Below are 17,190 nucleotides of genomic sequence, written 5' to 3'. Positions count from 1 at the left end.
CACAGGCAGGTGTGTCGTGCTTCACGCAAACCCGCGTCGGCTCGGTACCATCGGGCAGTCCCAACGACCTGGAACACCCATGGCCCAGCCCCACACCCGCGAAGCCGGCACCGGCCCGGCCGTCGTCTGTCTGCATTCGAACGCCAGTCACGGTGGTCAGTGGCGCGCCCTCATGGCCCGGCTGGCACCCAGCCACCGCGTGCTGGCACCCGATTCGTACGGCTCGGGCTCCAGCCCCGAGTGGTCGTCGGACCGCACCATCAGCCTGGCCGACGAGGTGGCGTTTCTGGCGCCGGTGTTGGCCAGTGCTGGCGAGCCGTTCGGCATGGTCGGCCACTCTTATGGTGCGGCTGTGGCGCTGCGCGCCGCGCTGCAGCAGCCGCAGCGCGTGCGCGCCCTGGTGCTGTACGAGCCCACGATGTTCTCGTTGATCGAAGCGGACGGCCCGGCGCCCAACGAAGCCGACGGCATCCGCAACACCGTGGCGGCCGCTGCAGCCGCGCTGGACGCGGGCGACAAGAACCTGGCCGCGAAGTGCTTCATCGACTACTGGATGGGTCCCGGCAGTTGGGATGCCACGCCGCCAGAGCGGCAGCCGGCGATCGCGAACTCCACTGTCAACGTGCGCCGCTGGGGTCACGCCCTGATGACCGAGCCCACGCCACTGGCGGCCTTTGCCAGCCTTGACGTTCCGGTGCTGCTCATGACGGGCGGTCGCTCGCCAGCGTCGGCGCAGGGCGTGGCCCGCCGTCTGCTGGGCGTGTTGCCGCGGGTCGAACACCAGGTGTTCGAGAAGCTCGGCCACATGGGGCCGATCACGCACCCGGAGCCGGTGAACGAAGCGATTGAAGCGTTTCTGCAACGCCACGCCTGAGCGCGCGGCCATACTCCAGCATCCCAGGCCAGCCACGCTTTCTCATGCCCCTCTTCGCCACCACGGTTTTCCTCTCCGCCTTCCTGCTGTTCCAGATCCAGCCCGTCGTGGCCAAGATGATCCTGCCGTGGTTCGGTGGCTCGTCCTCGGTGTGGACGTTGTGCATGGTGTTCTTCCAGGTGGAGCTGCTGCTGGGCTACGCCTATGTGCACCTGCTGCACGAAAAGGTCAGCGCCCGGCGCCAGCCCTGGGTGCACGGTGTGCTGCTGCTGATCAGCCTGGCCACCCTGCCGGTGGTGGCCGACCCGTCGTGGAAGCTCGACGCGCAGGCCTACCCGACCTGGAGCGTGCTCGGTGTGCTGGCCACCACCGTGGGCGTGCCCTACCTGCTGCTCTCCACCACCGGCCCGCTCATGCAAGCCTGGTATGCGCGCAGCTTCGTGAGCCAGGGCGTTCAGCCTTACCGGCTGTATGCGCTGTCCAACCTGGCGTCCATGCTGGCCTTGCTCTCGTACCCGGTGCTGGTCGAGCCGCTGCTGGCGGTGAAGCCGCAAGCCTGGGTGTGGTCGACCGGCTATGCGCTGTTCGTGCTGGTGTGCGTGGCCACGGCGGCCTACACGGTGCGGCGGCACAGCGGTGCCTCGGCCACCCAGACCCCGCCGCTGGAAGACGCGCCCCGCCCCGGCTGGCGCGAATGCCTGATGTGGGTGGGCCTGGCCGCCACCGCCTCCATGCTGCTGCTGGCCATCACGCGCCACCTCACGCAAGACGTGGCTCCCGTGCCTTTTCTCTGGGTGCTGCCGCTGGCGCTGTATTTGCTGAGCTTCATCTTGTGTTTTGACGCACCGCGCTACTACGTGCGCCCGTTCTTTTTGTTCATCGCCCTGCCACTGGCCTTCGTGGCGCTGGACTTCGCCATGAACGAAGGCCTGGACGTGCCCGTGCTCGTGGGCCTGCTGTGCGCAGCGGTGTTTGTGTTCTGCATGGTCTGCCACGGCGAGCTCGTGCGCCGGCGCCCACCGTTGCGCCACCTCACGTTGTTCTATCTCATGCTCTCGGTGGGCGGTGCGCTGGGTGGCCTGTTCGTGGGCCTGGTGGCGCCGGTGATCTTCAACGCCTACTTCGAGCTGCCGCTGGGCCTGTTTCTCTGCGCGCTGCTGGTGGTGCTGGTGCTCTGGCCCGAGCTGCGGGCCAAGCGGCCGCGCTGGCTGCGCGGTGCCTTGCTGCTGGCGCTGCTGCTTTATGGCGCGCGCCTGTCCAGCATTTCGCTGGACTACGTGCAGGGCTACACCGAGGTGGTGCGCAACTTCTACAGCCAGACCCGCATTGAAGACAGCGTGGACGAAGACGGCCTGGGCCCTGTGCGCAGCATGGTGCACGGCAGCATCACGCACGGCGAGCAATACCTCAACCACCCGAAACGCGCCACCGCCTACTACTGCGAACGCACCGGCATCGGTCGCGCGCTGCAAAGCCTGCCCACCGACCGCCCACGCCAGCTCGGCGTGGTGGGCCTGGGCGCGGGCACGCTTGCGGTGTACGGCCGCGCGGGCGACGAGATGCGCATGTACGAGATCAACGACCAGGTGCTCGACCTGGCGCGCAAGCACTTCACCTACCTGAAGGAGAGCGCAGCCACCATCGTGCCGGTGCTGGGCGACGGCCGCCTCATGCTGGAGCGCGAGGCACCGCAAGCCTTTGATCTGCTGGCCATGGACGCGTTTTCGGGCGACTCCATTCCCACCCACCTGCTCACGCTGGAAGCGTTCGACGCCTACATGCGCCACATGCGCCCCGACGGTCTGCTGGCGGTGCACATCACCAACACCTACCTTGACCTGCGCCCGGTCATGGCCGCAGCCGCGCAACACGTGGGCAAGGTGGCGCTGCTGCTCGAATTGCCCAGCGGCCACGGCGACCCGTTCTGCCGGCGCTCCACCTGGGTGGTGTTTGTGAATGCAGCGCAAGCCGCTGCGCTGCCGCCTTCGCTGCAAGGCGCTCAGGTGTTGCAGCCACGGCCTGGCTTCCGGCCCTGGACGGACACGTTCTCGAACCTGTTCGACATCCTGATCTGAACGTGGACTAAACGAACGCCTGCCAGTGGTTGTCGATGCGGCAACCCGCCGGCAGCCCGGTCGTCTGGCGGGTGCCATCAAGTTCGGCGCCGCCCAGGGCGCTCGAACGCCCGGCGGCCCACCACCGGCCCGCCACCTCACCCAGCGCACACGCCTCATCGAGTGCGATGCTGCTCTGCCACTGGCCGCTGCCTCCAAACAGCGCCACCTGATGGGCACGCGTGCAGCTCACCAGAAACCCACCAACGGCGCGCGCGCAGATGTCTCCGCCATAGCCGGCGAGCGCGGGTTGTGCCTGGCCGGCTCGCAGCTCACGGCCGTTCCACACCGCGAGCACCGGAGCGGCCTGGCGCGCTGGCACGTCATCGTGTTCGGCCTGCAAGGCGATGCCCACGCAGGCCGAAACCGGGTCCCACGCGAGGTGGCGGATGCTCAAGCGCGGATCGCCCAGGCGCCACTGGCCCAGCACCCGCCCGCTGGCGCCGTCCAGCGCCACCAGCGAGGGATCCATGCGCTCCAGTTCGCGCTTGGCGCGCCCGGTTTCGGGTCGCGATGCGATTCCGCCGTTGGCCACCAGCAGGCTGCCGGCCGGCACCACGCCCACCGCGCGGGGCAACACCAGCATCTCGTGTGGGTCCATGCCGTGGGTGGCGAACTCGCCGGTCTTGGCCAGGGTGCGGGCGTCGCGCACCGCCAGCCGTCCCTCCCCGGTGTCCAGATCGGTCTCGGTGGTCCACAAGGTCTCGCCGTCGGGACTGGCCATCACATGGCCGTTGAAGCGGCGGTCGTCCTCGATCCAGCGCCACTGCGTGGCGCCGCTGGCAGGGTGCCACCGCACCAGCCAGTCGCCCGGGCGGCGCGCCATCGCCAGGACGCTGCCGCCGCGCTCGACGCACAGGCCGTGCGCCCGGGTGGGCACGGGCAGTTCACGATGCACCCAGGCCTGTCCATCGGCGAGATCGATCAGCCCGATGCGGTGTTCGTCGCCGCTCTGCCACGCCGCGATCAACTGCGCTGCGCCTGGTTCCGACCCGGCGGCACGGCCCAGCGCGGGCAGCAAGCCGCCCAACGCCAGGGCACCCAGCCAGCGGCGGCGCTGGTGGTCCACCGCTTCAGTCGCCGTCGGCACTGGAAAAGCCCAGTGAGATGTCCAGCGAGCTGACCACATCGCCCTGCAGCAGCTTCTCAAGCGACTTGAGCGACTGCGCGGCGGTCAAAACACCGGCCGGACGGGCGGGGTCCGCGTCCGCCATGGCAAGATTGGCCTGGTCCAGTGCCTTGCTCCAGCGGGCCGCGAGCGCCAGGTGTCCCTTGCCGATCAACAAGGCCTCGATCGACACCAACGACTGGCCCGGCACTGGCGGCGCACGGTATTGCTCGGGCGTGAGGCCGGCGTGTTCGCGCAGCGTGCGCCACTGGGTCTTCCAGCTCGCCGCGTCGCTGCCACTGGCGCTGCGGGCGTAGACCGGGCGTTCGCCCGGCGCAGCGGCCTTCACCGGCTTCTGCATCTGCTCCCAGCTCAGCCGCTCCAGCGCACCGATCCATTGGTTCACCCATTCGGCCAGGCCTTTGCTGGCTGCCGCTTCGTCTTCGGCCCAGTCCAGGGCGGCTGCGCCGGTCTCGGCCTGCAGCAGGGCGCTGGCTTCGCGCACGATGTCCTGGGCCACCTCACCGGCGTAGGCACAGGCGGGTGTGCCGGGCCGCACCGGCTGGGTCCACAGCAGCCATTCCAGCGCGGGCAGGCCCTTGGCCGGCGTGCCCACCAGTTCCATCGCCTTCTCGCCCTGCGGTTCGCGCGCGATCGCCCGCTGGATCAGCGAAGGACGCACCGGCCAGAAGTCGATCTGGCGCTGCGAGCGCCGTTCCAGCACCGGGCCGGTGGCCACGGTGGAGAAGGCTTCCCAGGTTTGCAAGGTGGCCTGCCACTGCTGGCGCACGGCCGCCAGCGGGGGAGCGCTGCCGGCGGCCGAGCAGTGGGCGTCGGTCTGGCGGGCCAGCGCCTGCGATGCATCGACAAAGGCTTGCGCGCGGGGCAGCAGGACCCGCTGGTGCAGGCCCTGCATGGCGTGCGCCGCGTTGTAGTAAGGAAAGGCCACCACGGGCTCGGCGGGTGGGGTGGTCTGGGCCATGGCCGTGGAAACCAGCGCGTGCGCGATGGTCAGGCCGATCAGGATTCGGTGCTTGCTCATCAGAGTGACTCCACAAATTCAACCAGCGCCTGGCGCTCGGGCTTCTTCATCTGCAGCACTTGCTGGCGGCTGGCCTCGGCCTCGCCGCCGTGCCACAGGATGGCTTCCAGAACGCCGTTGGCGCGCCCGTCGTGCATCAACCGCGTGTGTCCGTTGACGTCCTTGAACAGGCCGATGCCCCACAGCGCGGGCGTCTTCCACTGGCGGCCGCTGGCGAGGAAGTCGGGACGTCCATCGGCCAGGCGCTCGCCCATGTCGTGCAGCAGCAGATCGGTGTACGGCCAGATGGTCTGGCCTTGAAGGGCCTTGCTGGTGAGCCTGGGAAACGGCCCTTCGGCCGTGGTGTACGAAGGCCGGTGGCAGGCGGCGCATTGCGCCTGCGCAAACAGCTGCTGACCCTGCAGCACCCGCGGATCGCGCGCGTTGCGGCGGGCGGGCGGTGCCAGCGTGGCCTGGTAGAAAACGACCTGCCCCAGGGTCTCGTCGTCCACCTCCGGCTGGCCCGCCTTCGAGCCCTTGGGCGCCTGCAGGCAGTCGGTCTGCGCTGGTGTGCAGGTCTCGCTGGGGAACTGGCGCGAGGTGATGCCGATGTCGCCGTTGAACGCACCGGCGGTCTGGTGCGCCAGCGTGGCCACATTGGCCTTCCAGCCGAAGCGCCCGACCATGACACGTTCCGCGAAGGCGTCCCAAACCTGGTTGGGCTGGCCTTTGATGGGGCCGGGCTGGGCGGCCTGGCGTTCTGCATTGGCCAGGATGTCGGCCTCGGCGATCGATTCCAGCAGGCCCACACCCATCACCTGCGGTGCCACGCGCGGGCTCGTCATCGTCCGGGGGTCCAGCGCACCGTGGGCGAGCTGGCGCAGCTCGTAGTGGGGCTGCTGCAAGGTGTAGCGCGTGCCGTCGGCAAAGTGGCCGGGGACCGGCGTCCAGCGCATGCGCACCTCGCCTTCGGGCCGTACGTTCTGGACGGCGGCGGTGTTGAACTGCTCGCCATACACCGGCTCGTGTTTCGGTTCGCCGTGCGCGCCGGTGCCCGGCACGGACAGGCGGATCAGCAGCGCCAGGGGCTGTTCGGCCGACAAGCCCCTGCTGAAAGCCGGCGGCGCACCACGGCCGTCGAACAGGTGGCAGCCAGCGCAGGAACGCGCCAGAAAGTGCGGACCCAAACCATCGCGCGCCGTGGTGGAGGCCGGTGCCTCGACCCAGTTGCGCTTGAAGAACGAATTGCCGATGACAAACCGGGTGCGTTCCTCGTCCGACAGGTTGGCGGCGGGGAATGAGAACGCGTTCTTGCCGTTGGCCTGCACGGTGGTGTCGCCTCCGGGTTTCTCGCCCAGCGGATCACCAGGCCCGGGCGCCGCCTGCAAGCGGGCATGCACTGCGAACAGCAACGCGGCGCCTCCGAGCGCCAGCGCCCACCACCCAGCGCGCTTCATGGTTTGGCCAGGTTGAGTTTGGTGATGCCCACCGCGGTGGCGGCTGCCACGAGGTCGTTGGTCTGGGCGATCAGGCTGGCAATGGTCTTCTCGATGCTCTGGCGACCCGGCGAGTTCTTCGCACCCACGATGGCGCGGTCGAACGGCGCGGGAATGGCCTCGGCGGCCGTCAGCGAGCGGTTGATCTGCTGGGTGGTCTTCTCCGCCAGCGCCGGGTCTTTCGCGGCCACCAGATCGCGCAGGCCGGGGCCCTGCAGCGTGCTGCCGTCCAAACGGGTGAAGCGGCCCAGCCACACGTTTTCGATGCCTTTGGCGTTGGTCACGGCGTCGCGGTGCGTGTTGTCCGAGAAGCAGCTGTGTTCGTCCTCCTGGTCCTGGCTGGCCAGGGCCACTTCGAGCCGTTCACCAGCGAGTTCGCCTCGCGAGAGCGAGCCCAGCGAGACAAACATCTTGCGCAGCGACTCGTTGCCGCCTTTTTCAAACCCGGCGCGGTAGTTCGCTTTCTGGCCCGGCGCCCAGGCCTTGACCAGGCTGGCGAGGTCGTCCACCAGCAGCTCGGTGATCACCGTGAGGTACTGGCGGCGGCGGTCCGCGTTGGGTGCCTTGCCGTCCACGAAGTCTTCAAAACTGCGGTTGCCCGGGCCGGATTCCGACAGGTCCTGGCCCCAGAGCATGAATTCGATGGCGTGCCAGCCGGTGGCGATGTTCTCCTCACCGCCGCGCTCGTTGAGGGCGGCAAGGGCCTTTTTGGTCAGGGGCTGCTTGCGGTTGTTGACGATGCCGGCGGTCTTCTTGCCGTTGATGTAGTCCACGTACGACTCGTCCATCGGCCAGGCATTCATGCGGCCTTCGGGACCGTTGTCGCTGTCGATCGGGCCGCCGTAGAAGCGAAAGGCGTCGGTCTGGCCGTAAAACTCGCGTGCCATCAGCCAGGCCTTGCGCGCAGCGGCCTGCGTGTCGGCCGAGGGCGCGGCGGTGAACGCCCGGATCGCGTCCTGCATCGTGCGCGCCGAGGTCAGCACGTCCTCGTAGTTGGCGTGCACCAGCGTGGCGTAGTGCGAGGCCACGGTGCTCGGAGTGGCTGCAGTCTGGGCTTGTGCGGACAAGGCGAGGGTGAGAACGGCAACGGCCAGGGTGGCTTTGAGGTGCATGGGAGGGGCTCGCGTGGTGGGGTCAAAAGGATTGTTCGCGAGATTATCGCAAATGCGAATGATTTGCATAAATACTTGAGCCCGTGGCAAGGATGGACCAGGCTCACGCCGCATACACTCCCCCCTGCTCCGGGGTGCACCGGCCTGAAAAGGCCGGGCGCTGAGATGGCTGACCAGCCAAACCCGTGAACTTGATCCGGTTAGTACCGGCGAAAGAAGAGCGCATGCCCCACGCGGCATGTGGGTGAGACCCTCCCTCCGTTGACTCGGAGGCGGAGCTTCACCTGCCTTCGCGGTCCATGGGGCGGTCCTCCGGAGCAATCACTGCCCATCCACCGGAACCGGAGACCGCCACCATGAATGCCCCCGATCAACTCCCCGTCTCGACGCTGGCCCTCAGCCGCGAGCCTTTCCCAGCCTCCCGCAAGCTCTACGTGCCCGGCCAGCAGCCCGGTGTGCAGGTGCCCATGCGCGAGATCGCGCTCACCAACGGCGAACGCGTGGTGGTCTACGACACCTCGGGCCCGTACTCGGAGCCCACGGCCATGATCGACGTGACGCGGGGCCTGCCCGATGTGCGCGGCGCGTGGATCGACGCGCGCGGCGACACCGAGGCCTACACCGGTCGCGCCCGCCAGGCGCTGGACGACGGTGTGAAGGACGAAGCGCGCCAGAACGGCACCACCATCGAACGCATCGAGGCGCTGCGCGCCCAGGCCGCCGGCCTGCAGCGCACACCACGCCGAGCGCGCAATGGCATGAACGTGACGCAGATGCACTACGCGCGCCGCGGCATCGTCACGCCGGAGATGGAATATGTGGCGGTGCGCGAGAACGGCAAACGCGAATGGATGGCCGAGTACCTGGGTGACGCGGCGCGCGAAACCCGCCTGCGCGGCAACCCCATGGGTGCGCGCATCCCGGCGCTGATCACGCCCGAGTTCGTGCGCGACGAGGTGGCCCGCGGGCGCGCCATCATCCCGGCCAACATCAACCACCCCGAGGTCGAGCCGATGGCGATCGGGCGCAACTTCCTGGTGAAAGTGAATGCCAACATCGGCAACTCGGCCGTGACCTCCAGCATCGAAGAAGAGGTGGACAAGCTGGTCTGGGCGATCCGCTGGGGCGCGGACAACGTGATGGACCTCTCCACCGGCCGCAACATCCACACCACGCGCGACTGGATCGTGCGCAACTCGCCGGTGCCCATCGGCACGGTGCCGATCTACCAGGCGCTGGAGAAGGTGGGTGGCGTGGCTGAAGACCTGACCTGGGCGATCTACCGCGACACCCTGATCGAACAGGCCGAACAAGGCGTGGACTACTTCACCATCCACGCCGGCGTGCGCCTGCCCTTCATCCACCTCACCGCCAACCGGCGCACGGGCATCGTCTCGCGCGGTGGATCGATCATGGCCAAGTGGTGCATCACGCACCACCGCGAGAGTTTTCTCTACACGCACTTCGACGAGATCTGCGAGATCATGAAAGCGTATGACGTGAGCTTCTCGCTCGGCGACGGCCTGCGCCCCGGTAGTGCGGCGGATGCCAACGACGAGGCGCAGTTCGCCGAACTCAAGACACTCGGTGAACTCACGCAAACCGCGTGGAAGCACGACGTGCAGACCATGATCGAAGGGCCGGGCCACGTGCCCATGCACCTGATCCAGGCCAACATGGACGAGCAGCTGAAGCACTGCCAGGAGGCACCCTTCTACACACTGGGCCCGCTCACCATCGACATCGCACCGGGCTACGACCACATTGCCTCGGCCATCGGCGCGGCCATGATCGGCTGGATGGGCACGGCCATGCTCTGCTACGTGACGCCCAAGGAACACCTGGGCCTGCCCGACCGCGACGACGTGAAGCAAGGCCTGATCGCCTACAAGATCGCGGCCCACGCGGCCGACATCGCCAAAGGCCACCCGGGCGCCCGCGCGCGCGACGACGCCATGAGCAAGGCGCGCTTCGAGTTCCGCTGGCACGACCAGTTCAACCTCGGCCTGGACCCGGACACCGCGCGCGAATTCCACGACGAGACCTTGCCCAAGGACAGCAGCAAGGAGGCGCACTTCTGCAGCATGTGCGGGCCGAAGTTTTGCTCGATGAAGATCACGCAGGACGTGCGCGACTACGCGGAGAAACAGGGATTGAGCGAGGCCGACGCGCTCGCTCGGGGCATGGCCGCGAAGTCGGCCGAGTTCAAGGCCGCGGGCAGCGAGTTCTATGTGCCGGTGGTCACCTTGACCCGCAAGGTCTGAGGTCCGTGCCTCAAGAAGCGTCGGGCGCCACCCGTGCCAACGCTTCGCGCTTGCCCAGGGCCAGGAGCTCCAGGATCCTGGGCACCCGGGAGGCGCGAGGCACGGCGCCGCCCGACTCCCACTTCCAGAGGGAGAGCGACGAGACGCCCAGCAACCTGGCCATCTGTTCTTGCGTGAGGCCGAGCCGGGCGCGCTGCGTTTTCAGACGCTCCGCGGTGAACACCACCTTGCGCCCGGGTTTGCCACGGGGAACCACCACGCTCTCGGCGCTGGCCGGGCGCGGTGCTTCCCGTGCGGGCTCGACACGCGCCTTGGCCAGGTGGTTCAGCTGGGACTGCAGGGCCTTGAGCTGCTTCTTCAGGGCCGCGATGTCGGCGCGCTGCTGCAAGGACACCTTGCGCAAGGCGCCGATCTCGTCGCGCAGTTCCTTGCGCGCCACGCGGGCGATTTCTTTCTTGAGGGAATCGGCAAAGGTGGTCATGCGGTCATGGTACGGCATCAAACACCGCTTGAGCGACCGGGCGCTGCCGCCTCCAGTAGCATCCAGCGCATGCCCACCCCTACCGATCTCCCACGCCTGACCCCCGAAGCGGTGACCGCGATCGCCCAGGAACACACCGCCCCCGCTCCTTGCCCCACTTGCCGGCCTTACGCCAGCCCGGGCTGGGAATCGTTCCCCGCCTCGCAAGACGGCGCGGCGCTGCGGCCGCTCGGTGCGCTGTGGCTGCCGGGCGACGACGAGCCCACGCTGGAAGAGCACCGCCCCACCGGCGTGGATGCATGGTCGGCCGATGCGCCGATTTCATTGGCCCACCATCCTTACAACCGGTGCGAAGTGTGGGCCTGCAAGGCCTGCGGCTTTCCATTCCTGCGCTACACCGAGTACGGCGGCTACTACATTGACCAGCGCATCCGCGAGCTGCGTGCCGGACTGTTGGTGAGATCCTGAGCACCCAAAGTCCACTAGGGTTAGCGATCTGACAAGACCCTCGTGCGCATGCTTACCATCGGGTGCACAACAACCCGATGGAGACAAAAAACATGCTGAAAAAACTGGTGGTGGGCGCCTTGGCGTCCACGGTGATGCTCACTTCGGCCTCGGTGGCCCTGGCCCAGGAATGGCCCTCGGCCAAACCCATCCGCGTGATCGCCGTCTTCCCACCGGGTGGCTCGGTCGACCAGGTTGCGCGCATTCTGGGCGAGGCCCTGCGCGTGCAGCTCAACCAGTCGGTGATCGTGGAGAACATCGGTGGTGCCTCGGGCGTGATCGGCACGGCGGCCGTGGCCAAGGCCGCGCCCGACGGCTACACCATCGGCGTGGTGTTCGACACCCACGCGGTGAACCCGGCGCTCAAGCCCGGCATTGCCTTCGACACCCTGAAAGACCTGGAGCACATCACCCTGATCGGCACCGCGCCCATGGTGCTGGCCGCATCCAAAGGCTCGCCCATCAAGAGTTTTGCCCAGCTCGTGACCGAGGCCAAAGCCAAAAAGAGCAACAGCTACGGCACCATCGGCACCGGCAGCCTGGGGCACCTGGCCATCGCACAAATGGCCAAGAACGCCGGCTTCGACTGGACCCACGTGCCCTACAAGGGCGGCGGCCCGCTGATGAACGACGCCATCGGTGGCCACGTGCCGCTGGCCGTGGGTTCGCTGTTCTTGATCAAGCCCCACGCTGATTCGGGCAACGTGACGCCGCTGGCGGTGAGCACGAGCAAACGGTCCAAGGACATGCCCAACGTGCCGACCATTGCCGAGAGTGGCTTCCCTGGCTTCGACGCCCCCGCCTGGTGGGGTGTGATCGGCCCGGCCAAGATGCCGCCAGCCATCATCAGCCGCATTCACGCCGCCGTGGCCGCCGCGCTCAAAAGCCCGGACGTGGCCAAAAAACTCGACGAACAGGGCATCGACGTGGTGGGCGGTGGCCCCGAGGTGTTCAAGCCCTTCGTGGAAAAGCAGATGACCACCTGGTCGGCCTTCATCAAGGCCAACAACATCACGGAGTGAGCAGCGAGCCCGGCTGTGCCCGGGCTCAGCCGCCGTGCTGCGGCTGCAGCAGCGGCACGCGGTTGATGGCCATGGCGGCCGCCGCCGTGCGGGTCTCCACGCCGAGCTTGGCGTAGATGCGCTCCAGGTGTTTCTTCACCGTGGCCGGGCTGGCGCCCAGGATGTCGCCGATGTCGCGGTTGATCTTGCCCTTGACCACCCAGTACAAGACCTCGGCCTCGCGTGCGGTGAGGCCAAACGCGCCGGCCACGCTGGAGAGCACGCTGGCGTCCGAGGTTTCCTGCATCACGATGAGCCAGTCGCCACCGGCATCTCCGTCACCATCCTCGTCGCCCACGCGCTGGTGCAGCCGGAAGGTGAGGCGGCGCGGGCCGTTCTCCAGCGTGAGGCGTGGTGGCTCGCGCTGTTCGCTCGCTTCACCCAGATGGCGGCGCAGCCACTGCAGCACGGCCGGTGGCGTGGTGGGTGATTCGGTGCCGCAGTAGTTGCGCAGCAGGTCGCGCGCCAGCGGCGTCTGCCACATCAGGCGGCCGTCGCTCTCGCGCACGGTGATGGTGGCGTAGCCAAACGCGTCCAGTGCGTTGCGCGCCTGGCTGCGCTCCACCGCACCCTGGCGCACATGGCGCGCGGTGCGCAGGTGCACGCCCATGCGCGCCATGACCTCGCGCGGCTTGATGGGCTTGGTCACGTAGTCGGCGCCGCCCGCGTCGAGCGCGGCCACCAGGTGTTCGGTCTCGGTCAGGCCGGTCATGAAGATGATGGGAATGTGCGCGGTGGCCGGCTGTGCCTTGAGGCGGCGCGCCACCTCGAAGCCGTCGATACCCGGCATCACGGCGTCGAGCAGCACCACGTCGGGCAGGGCCTGGGTGGCGCGGCGGATGGCGCTCTCGCCGTCCAGCGCCACCAGCACCGTGTAGCCCGCATCGTCCAGCGCGTCGTGCAGCAGCGCCACGTTGTCGGGCACGTCGTCCACGATCAGCACGATGAGCTGGTCGGTCTGTTGCAGCGTGAACTCAGACATGGCGCTGCAGCAGTTGCTGCTCGATCGCGTCAAAGCGGAACTCGCGCGCCAGTGTGCGCAGCTGCTGTGCAAAGCCCGCCTGCTCGGGGTGGTCCTGCACCCACTCGTCGAGCCACTGCACGATGCCCTTGTAGTAACCCAGGCGCACGAGTTCGAGCAGGGGTTCGAACTCGCGGCCGCGGGTGATGTCCAGCCCCGGGCCTTGGCTCGGTGCCGGCGCTGGTGCTGCGGCTTCCGACGCAGCCACCTCGATCCACACCAGTTGCAGCCGCTGGCCCAGCCAGCCGAGCAGGTCGTCGCGGCGCACCGGCTTCACAAAGAAGTCTTGGGGTCGATGGCCCAGATCGTTGTCGAGTCCCTTGTCGAACGCGTTGGCCGACACGATGGCCAGCGGCACTGCGCTCCAGCCACTGGCGCGCAGCCGGCGCATGGTTTCCCAGCCGTCGATGCCGGGCATGGCCAGGTCCATGAACACGGCGTCGGGCGCACTGGCGTCGCCTGGGTGCAGACCTTCCAGCAAGGCCAGCGCGTCCAGCCCGCTGGTGGCCAGCATCACATCGAACCCCAGCGGTGCCAGCCAGCGCTGGATCAGTTCGCGGTCGGCTTCCTCGTTGTCGACCACCAGCACGCGCCGGCGTGCGCCTTCGTAACCAATGTGCCCGGGCAGGGCCAGCGGACGCGGCAGCACCGCGCCGTGCACCTCCGGCAGAAACAGGCGCACGGTGAACACCGATCCCTCGCCGGGTGCGCTGCGCACCGTCATCTCGCCGCCCATGAGGTCGGTGAGCATCTTGGCAATGGTGAGGCCCAGGCCGGTGCCGGTGGACGGCCCGGGCGCGGCGGCTTCGTTCTGCCCGCGCGCGAACGGCTCGAACACCCGCTCCAGGTCTTGCGCGCGCATGCCGGGGCCGGTGTCGTGCACCTCGAACTGCGCCATCTCGCGCGCGTGCGTGACGCGCAGGCGCACCTGCCCGGCGCGCGTGAACTTCACCGCGTTGCCCAGCAGGTTGATGAGGATCTGGCGCAGGCGTTTCTCGTCGGCGCGCACCGTGTCGGGCAGGCGGCTGCCGGTCTCGAACACGAACTGCAGGCCTTTGGCGCTGGCCTGCAGCTCGAACATGCCCGCCACCTCCTGCATGGCGCCGGCAAAGGCCATGGGCCGCACGTCCAGCGCGAGCTTGCCGGACTCGATGCGCGCGATGTCCAGCGTGCCTTCGATCAGCGAGAGCAGGTGTTCACCGCCCCGGTTGATCACGCGGATGGCCTGCGCGCGGTGCGGTGCCATGCCGGTGTCTTCCTGCAAGAGCTGCGCGTAGCCCAGGATGCTGTTGAGCGGCGTGCGCAGCTCGTGGCTGATGGTGCTGATGTAGCGCGTCTTGGCCTGGTTGGCGTGCTCGGCGGCCAGGCGCGCCTGCTGCAGGGCTTCGTCGGTGAGGCGGTGCGACTCGATCTCCTGCATCAGCAGGCGCGTCTGCCGGTTCGACTCTTCCTGCGCCACCTCGCGGCTCTTGTGCGCCAGCACCAGCCACCAGGCCACGGTGGCAGTGATCAGCAGCAGCACGGCGTACACCCGCACAAAGCCCGAGCGCAACGCAGCGTCAAGCAAGCCGGCGTTGGCCGACAGCCCCATGCGCAGCGCCAGGGCCTGCACCTCCTGGCGGTAGAGCAGGCCGAGCACCGCTGCCAACACCGGCGCCATCACCAGCATGAGCAGCAGGTAGTGGGCGAGACCGGCTTCCAGGTAGGGCCAGATGGAGCGCGGCAACACGCGGCGCAGCGCACCCATCCACTGCTCGGAGAGTTTGGCGTGGGGTTTGCAGAGGTCGCCACAGCGCGCGTCGAGCGTGCAGCAGAGCGAACAGATGGCGCCTTGGTAGGCCGGGCAGTGGGCCATGTCTGGCCCCTCATATTCACGCTCACAAATCACACACTTTTGAACACCCCCCGCGCCGCCTGCGGCGTCACCCCCCTTGAGGGGGGCAACACCAGCGGCCTGGCCAAGCCAGTTCCGCGGTGTTTCTGCGACGGGGCCTCCTTGTACGCCACCACTCCTTGCGATGTAGTAACGCCCCTGCGTGGCCCAGGCAATCAGCGGCGCCGTCACCAGAGCCGTGACCATCGCAATCACCGCCGAAAACGCCTGCGCGCCCTCGCCCATCAGCCCCATGTGGGCCCCGATGGACAACACCGAAGCCAGGCCCATGGCTCCCACGCCCACCGGGTTGATGTCGTACAGGTACGCCCGCTTGAACTCGATGCCCTTGGGGCTCCAGCCCAGCGGCTTGTTGATGACCAGATCGGCCACCACGGCCATGATCCAGGCGATGGCGATGTTGCTGTACACGCCGAGCACCTGCCCCAGCGCCTGGAACACGTTCATCTCCATCAGCATGAAAGCGATGAAGGTGTTGAACACCACCCACACCACACGCCCAGGATGGCTGTGCGTGATGCGCGAGAAGAAGTTGCTCCAGGCCAGCGAGCCGGCGTAGGCGTTGGTCACATTGATCTTGAGCTGCGAGATCACCACGAAGAACGCCGTGGCCGCCACCGCCCAGCCGTAATCGGAGAACACGTATTCGTAGGCCGCGAGGTACATCTGGTTGGGGTCCACAGCGCGGTCCGGCGGCACCATGTGGCTGATGGCAAGAAACGCCAGCAGCGCGCCGCCCAGCATCTTCACCACGCCCAGCAGCACCCAGCCCGGCCCACCGGCCAGCACCCCCGCCCACCAGCGCAGCCCCTTGCCGGGCTCCTTGGCGGGCATGAAGCGCAGGTAGTCGGCCTGCTCCCCCATCTGGGTGATGAGCGCGATGCCCACGGTGAGCGCCGCACCAAACAGGTGCCAGTCAAACAACGCGCCCGCACCGGATTCACCGCCATACCGCACCACGTTGGTGAACGTTTCGGGCGCCATGACCGCCACCGCCCCAAAAGGCACCACCATCATCACCAGCCACAGCGGCTGGGTCCACACCTGAAAGCGGCTGATCACCGAGACCCCGTGCGTCACCAGCGGAATGACCACCACCGCGCAGATGAGGTAACCCCAGGCGGGCGGGATGTCGAGCGCAAGCTCCAGCGCGTAGGCCATGACCGCCGCTTCGAGCGCGAAGAAAATGAAAGTGAAGGTGGCGTAGATCAGCGAGGTGATGGTGGAGCCGATGTAGCCAAAGCCCGCGCCGCGCGTGAGCAAGTCCATGTCGACCCCGTAGCGCGCGGCGTACACGCTGATGGGCAGGCCCGCAAAAAAGATGATCAAGCCGGTGCACAGGATGGCCAGCGCGGCGTTCACAAAGCCGTATTGCACCAGCAGCGTGGCGCCCACGGCCTCCAGGATCAGGAAAGACGCCGCACCAAACGCGGTGTTGGCCACGCGCCATTCGCTCCATTTGCGAAAGCGCTGCGGCGTGTAGCGCAGCGCGTAGTCTTCCATCGTCTCGCTGCCGACCCAGCTGTTGTAGTCGCGGCGCACGCGGGTGATGCGCTGGGGCGCGTCCAGCCCGGGCTCCTGCCCTGCGGTGGGCGCGGTAGCGGTTCTGATGGGGACGATGGGTATGGTTGTCACACTGCGTTTCTGCAGCTTTCGTGCCACGCTGCCGATGGAGCCGGCTCGGGGCACGGGAATTGCTGACCAAGTCACTCAAGCACCACCGAGAACGCACGCACCACCATGGAACTCACGCCCCGAGAGAAAGACAAGCTGCTGATCTTCACCGCTGCCCTGCTGGCCGAGCGGCGCCAGGCGCGCGGCTTGAAGCTCAACTACCCCGAGGCCGTGGCGCTGATCAGCGCGGCCGTGATGGAGGGCGCGCGCGACGGCAAGACCGTGGCCCAGCTCATGAGCGACGGGCGCAACGTGCTGACCCGCGCCGACGTGATGGAGGGCATCGCCGAGATGATCCCGGACATCCAGGTGGAAGCCACGTTCCCCGACGGCACCAAGCTCGTGACCGTGCACCAACCCATTCCCTGATTCATTCACCGAAAGCACCCATGCGCCTTGCCACCGCCCTCTTCAGCGCCGCTGCCTTCTGCGCGCCCGCCCTCGCCCACGAAGGCCACGGCCTGCCCGGCTCCCACTGGCATTCCACCGACACGCTGGGATTTGTCGGTGTGGTGGTGGCCATTGCCGTGGCGCTGTGGTGGTCCAGCGGCAAACACTGAGGG

General features: G+C 67.9%; 14 protein-coding genes and 1 riboswitch. Of the genes, 7 read left to right on the top strand and 7 right to left on the bottom strand.

The window, feature by feature from the left end:
* The first annotated feature begins 79 nt into the window (after positions 1 to 79).
* Positions 80 to 874 carry an alpha/beta fold hydrolase gene (locus tag F9Z44_RS05815; protein ID WP_159604368.1) on the top strand — a complete coding sequence of 265 codons (795 nt, stop codon included), beginning with the start codon at positions 80 to 82 and terminating at the stop codon, positions 872 to 874.
* Positions 875 to 918: 44 nt separating this feature from the next.
* On the top strand, positions 919 to 2,949 hold the full coding sequence (locus F9Z44_RS05810; protein ID WP_159604366.1) for a spermidine synthase: 2,031 nt from the start codon (positions 919 to 921) through the stop codon (positions 2,947 to 2,949).
* Positions 2,950 to 2,956: 7 nt separating this feature from the next.
* Here the strand turns inward: F9Z44_RS05810 and F9Z44_RS05805 are convergent, their stop codons facing one another.
* The 4 genes from F9Z44_RS05805 to F9Z44_RS05790 are packed head-to-tail and all read right to left on the bottom strand — an operon-like array spanning position 2,957 to position 7,725.
* Entirely contained in the window at positions 2,957 to 4,078 is a 1,122-nt protein-coding gene (locus tag F9Z44_RS05805) for a DUF1513 domain-containing protein (RefSeq protein ID WP_236574271.1), read from the bottom strand.
* Positions 4,062 to 5,138, bottom strand: a complete 1,077-nt coding sequence (locus F9Z44_RS05800; RefSeq protein WP_159604362.1) for an imelysin family protein — start codon at positions 5,136 to 5,138, stop codon at positions 4,062 to 4,064. Before F9Z44_RS05800 ends, F9Z44_RS05805 begins: the two co-directional genes overlap by 17 nt.
* A complete protein-coding gene (locus tag F9Z44_RS05795; RefSeq protein ID WP_159604360.1) occupies positions 5,138 to 6,574 on the bottom strand; it encodes a di-heme oxidoreductase family protein in 1,437 nt (478 codons plus the stop codon). The genes F9Z44_RS05800 and F9Z44_RS05795 overlap by 1 nt, the downstream gene beginning before the upstream one ends.
* Positions 6,571 to 7,725 (bottom strand): imelysin family protein, encoded by a 1,155-nt coding sequence (locus F9Z44_RS05790; protein ID WP_159604358.1) that lies wholly within the window; start codon positions 7,723 to 7,725, stop codon positions 6,571 to 6,573. The genes F9Z44_RS05795 and F9Z44_RS05790 overlap by 4 nt, the downstream gene beginning before the upstream one ends.
* A gap of 120 nt (positions 7,726 to 7,845) precedes the next feature.
* A riboswitch (TPP riboswitch) is annotated at positions 7,846 to 7,960 on the top strand.
* Between the two features lie 121 nt (positions 7,961 to 8,081).
* Here F9Z44_RS05790 and thiC point away from each other — a divergent pair.
* Positions 8,082 to 9,989 carry a phosphomethylpyrimidine synthase ThiC gene (gene thiC / locus F9Z44_RS05785; RefSeq protein ID WP_159604356.1) on the top strand — a complete coding sequence of 636 codons (1,908 nt, stop codon included), beginning with the start codon at positions 8,082 to 8,084 and terminating at the stop codon, positions 9,987 to 9,989.
* 10 nt (positions 9,990 to 9,999) lie between these two features.
* Here the strand turns inward: thiC and F9Z44_RS05780 are convergent, their stop codons facing one another.
* Positions 10,000 to 10,470: a helix-turn-helix domain-containing protein gene (locus F9Z44_RS05780; RefSeq protein WP_159604354.1), complete on the bottom strand. Its 471-nt coding sequence runs from the start codon at positions 10,468 to 10,470 to the stop codon at positions 10,000 to 10,002.
* A 69-nt stretch (positions 10,471 to 10,539) separates the two neighbouring features.
* Between F9Z44_RS05780 and F9Z44_RS05775 the strand changes: the two genes are divergently transcribed.
* On the top strand, positions 10,540 to 10,938 hold the full coding sequence (locus F9Z44_RS05775; RefSeq protein WP_159604352.1) for a hypothetical protein: 399 nt from the start codon (positions 10,540 to 10,542) through the stop codon (positions 10,936 to 10,938).
* Positions 10,939 to 11,030: 92 nt separating this feature from the next.
* Positions 11,031 to 11,999, top strand: a complete 969-nt coding sequence (locus F9Z44_RS05770) for a tripartite tricarboxylate transporter substrate binding protein (protein WP_236574270.1) — start codon at positions 11,031 to 11,033, stop codon at positions 11,997 to 11,999.
* A gap of 25 nt (positions 12,000 to 12,024) precedes the next feature.
* Here F9Z44_RS05770 and F9Z44_RS05765 read toward each other — a convergent pair whose 3' ends face one another.
* Together F9Z44_RS05765 and F9Z44_RS05760 are read right to left on the bottom strand one after the other, a co-directional pair.
* On the bottom strand, positions 12,025 to 13,020 hold the full coding sequence (locus F9Z44_RS05765; protein ID WP_159604348.1) for a response regulator transcription factor: 996 nt from the start codon (positions 13,018 to 13,020) through the stop codon (positions 12,025 to 12,027).
* Positions 13,013 to 16,588, bottom strand: a complete 3,576-nt coding sequence (locus F9Z44_RS05760; protein WP_442907251.1) for a hybrid sensor histidine kinase/response regulator — start codon at positions 16,586 to 16,588, stop codon at positions 13,013 to 13,015. Before F9Z44_RS05760 ends, F9Z44_RS05765 begins: the two co-directional genes overlap by 8 nt.
* Positions 16,589 to 16,693: 105 nt before the next feature.
* On the opposite strand from F9Z44_RS05760, the gene F9Z44_RS05755 reads away from it, so the two are divergent.
* Positions 16,694 to 16,996, top strand: a complete 303-nt coding sequence (locus F9Z44_RS05755) for an urease subunit gamma (RefSeq protein WP_159604346.1) — start codon at positions 16,694 to 16,696, stop codon at positions 16,994 to 16,996.
* A gap of 20 nt (positions 16,997 to 17,016) precedes the next feature.
* Positions 17,017 to 17,187, top strand: coding sequence for a hypothetical protein (locus F9Z44_RS05750; protein ID WP_159604343.1), 171 nt, complete (start codon positions 17,017 to 17,019; stop codon positions 17,185 to 17,187).
* The last annotated feature ends 3 nt before the right edge of the window (positions 17,188 to 17,190 follow it).

Source organism: Hydrogenophaga sp. PBL-H3, from assembly GCF_010104355.1.
GTDB lineage: Bacteria > Pseudomonadota > Gammaproteobacteria > Burkholderiales > Burkholderiaceae_C > Hydrogenophaga.
This window is presented reverse-complemented; position numbering and strand designations above follow the sequence as displayed.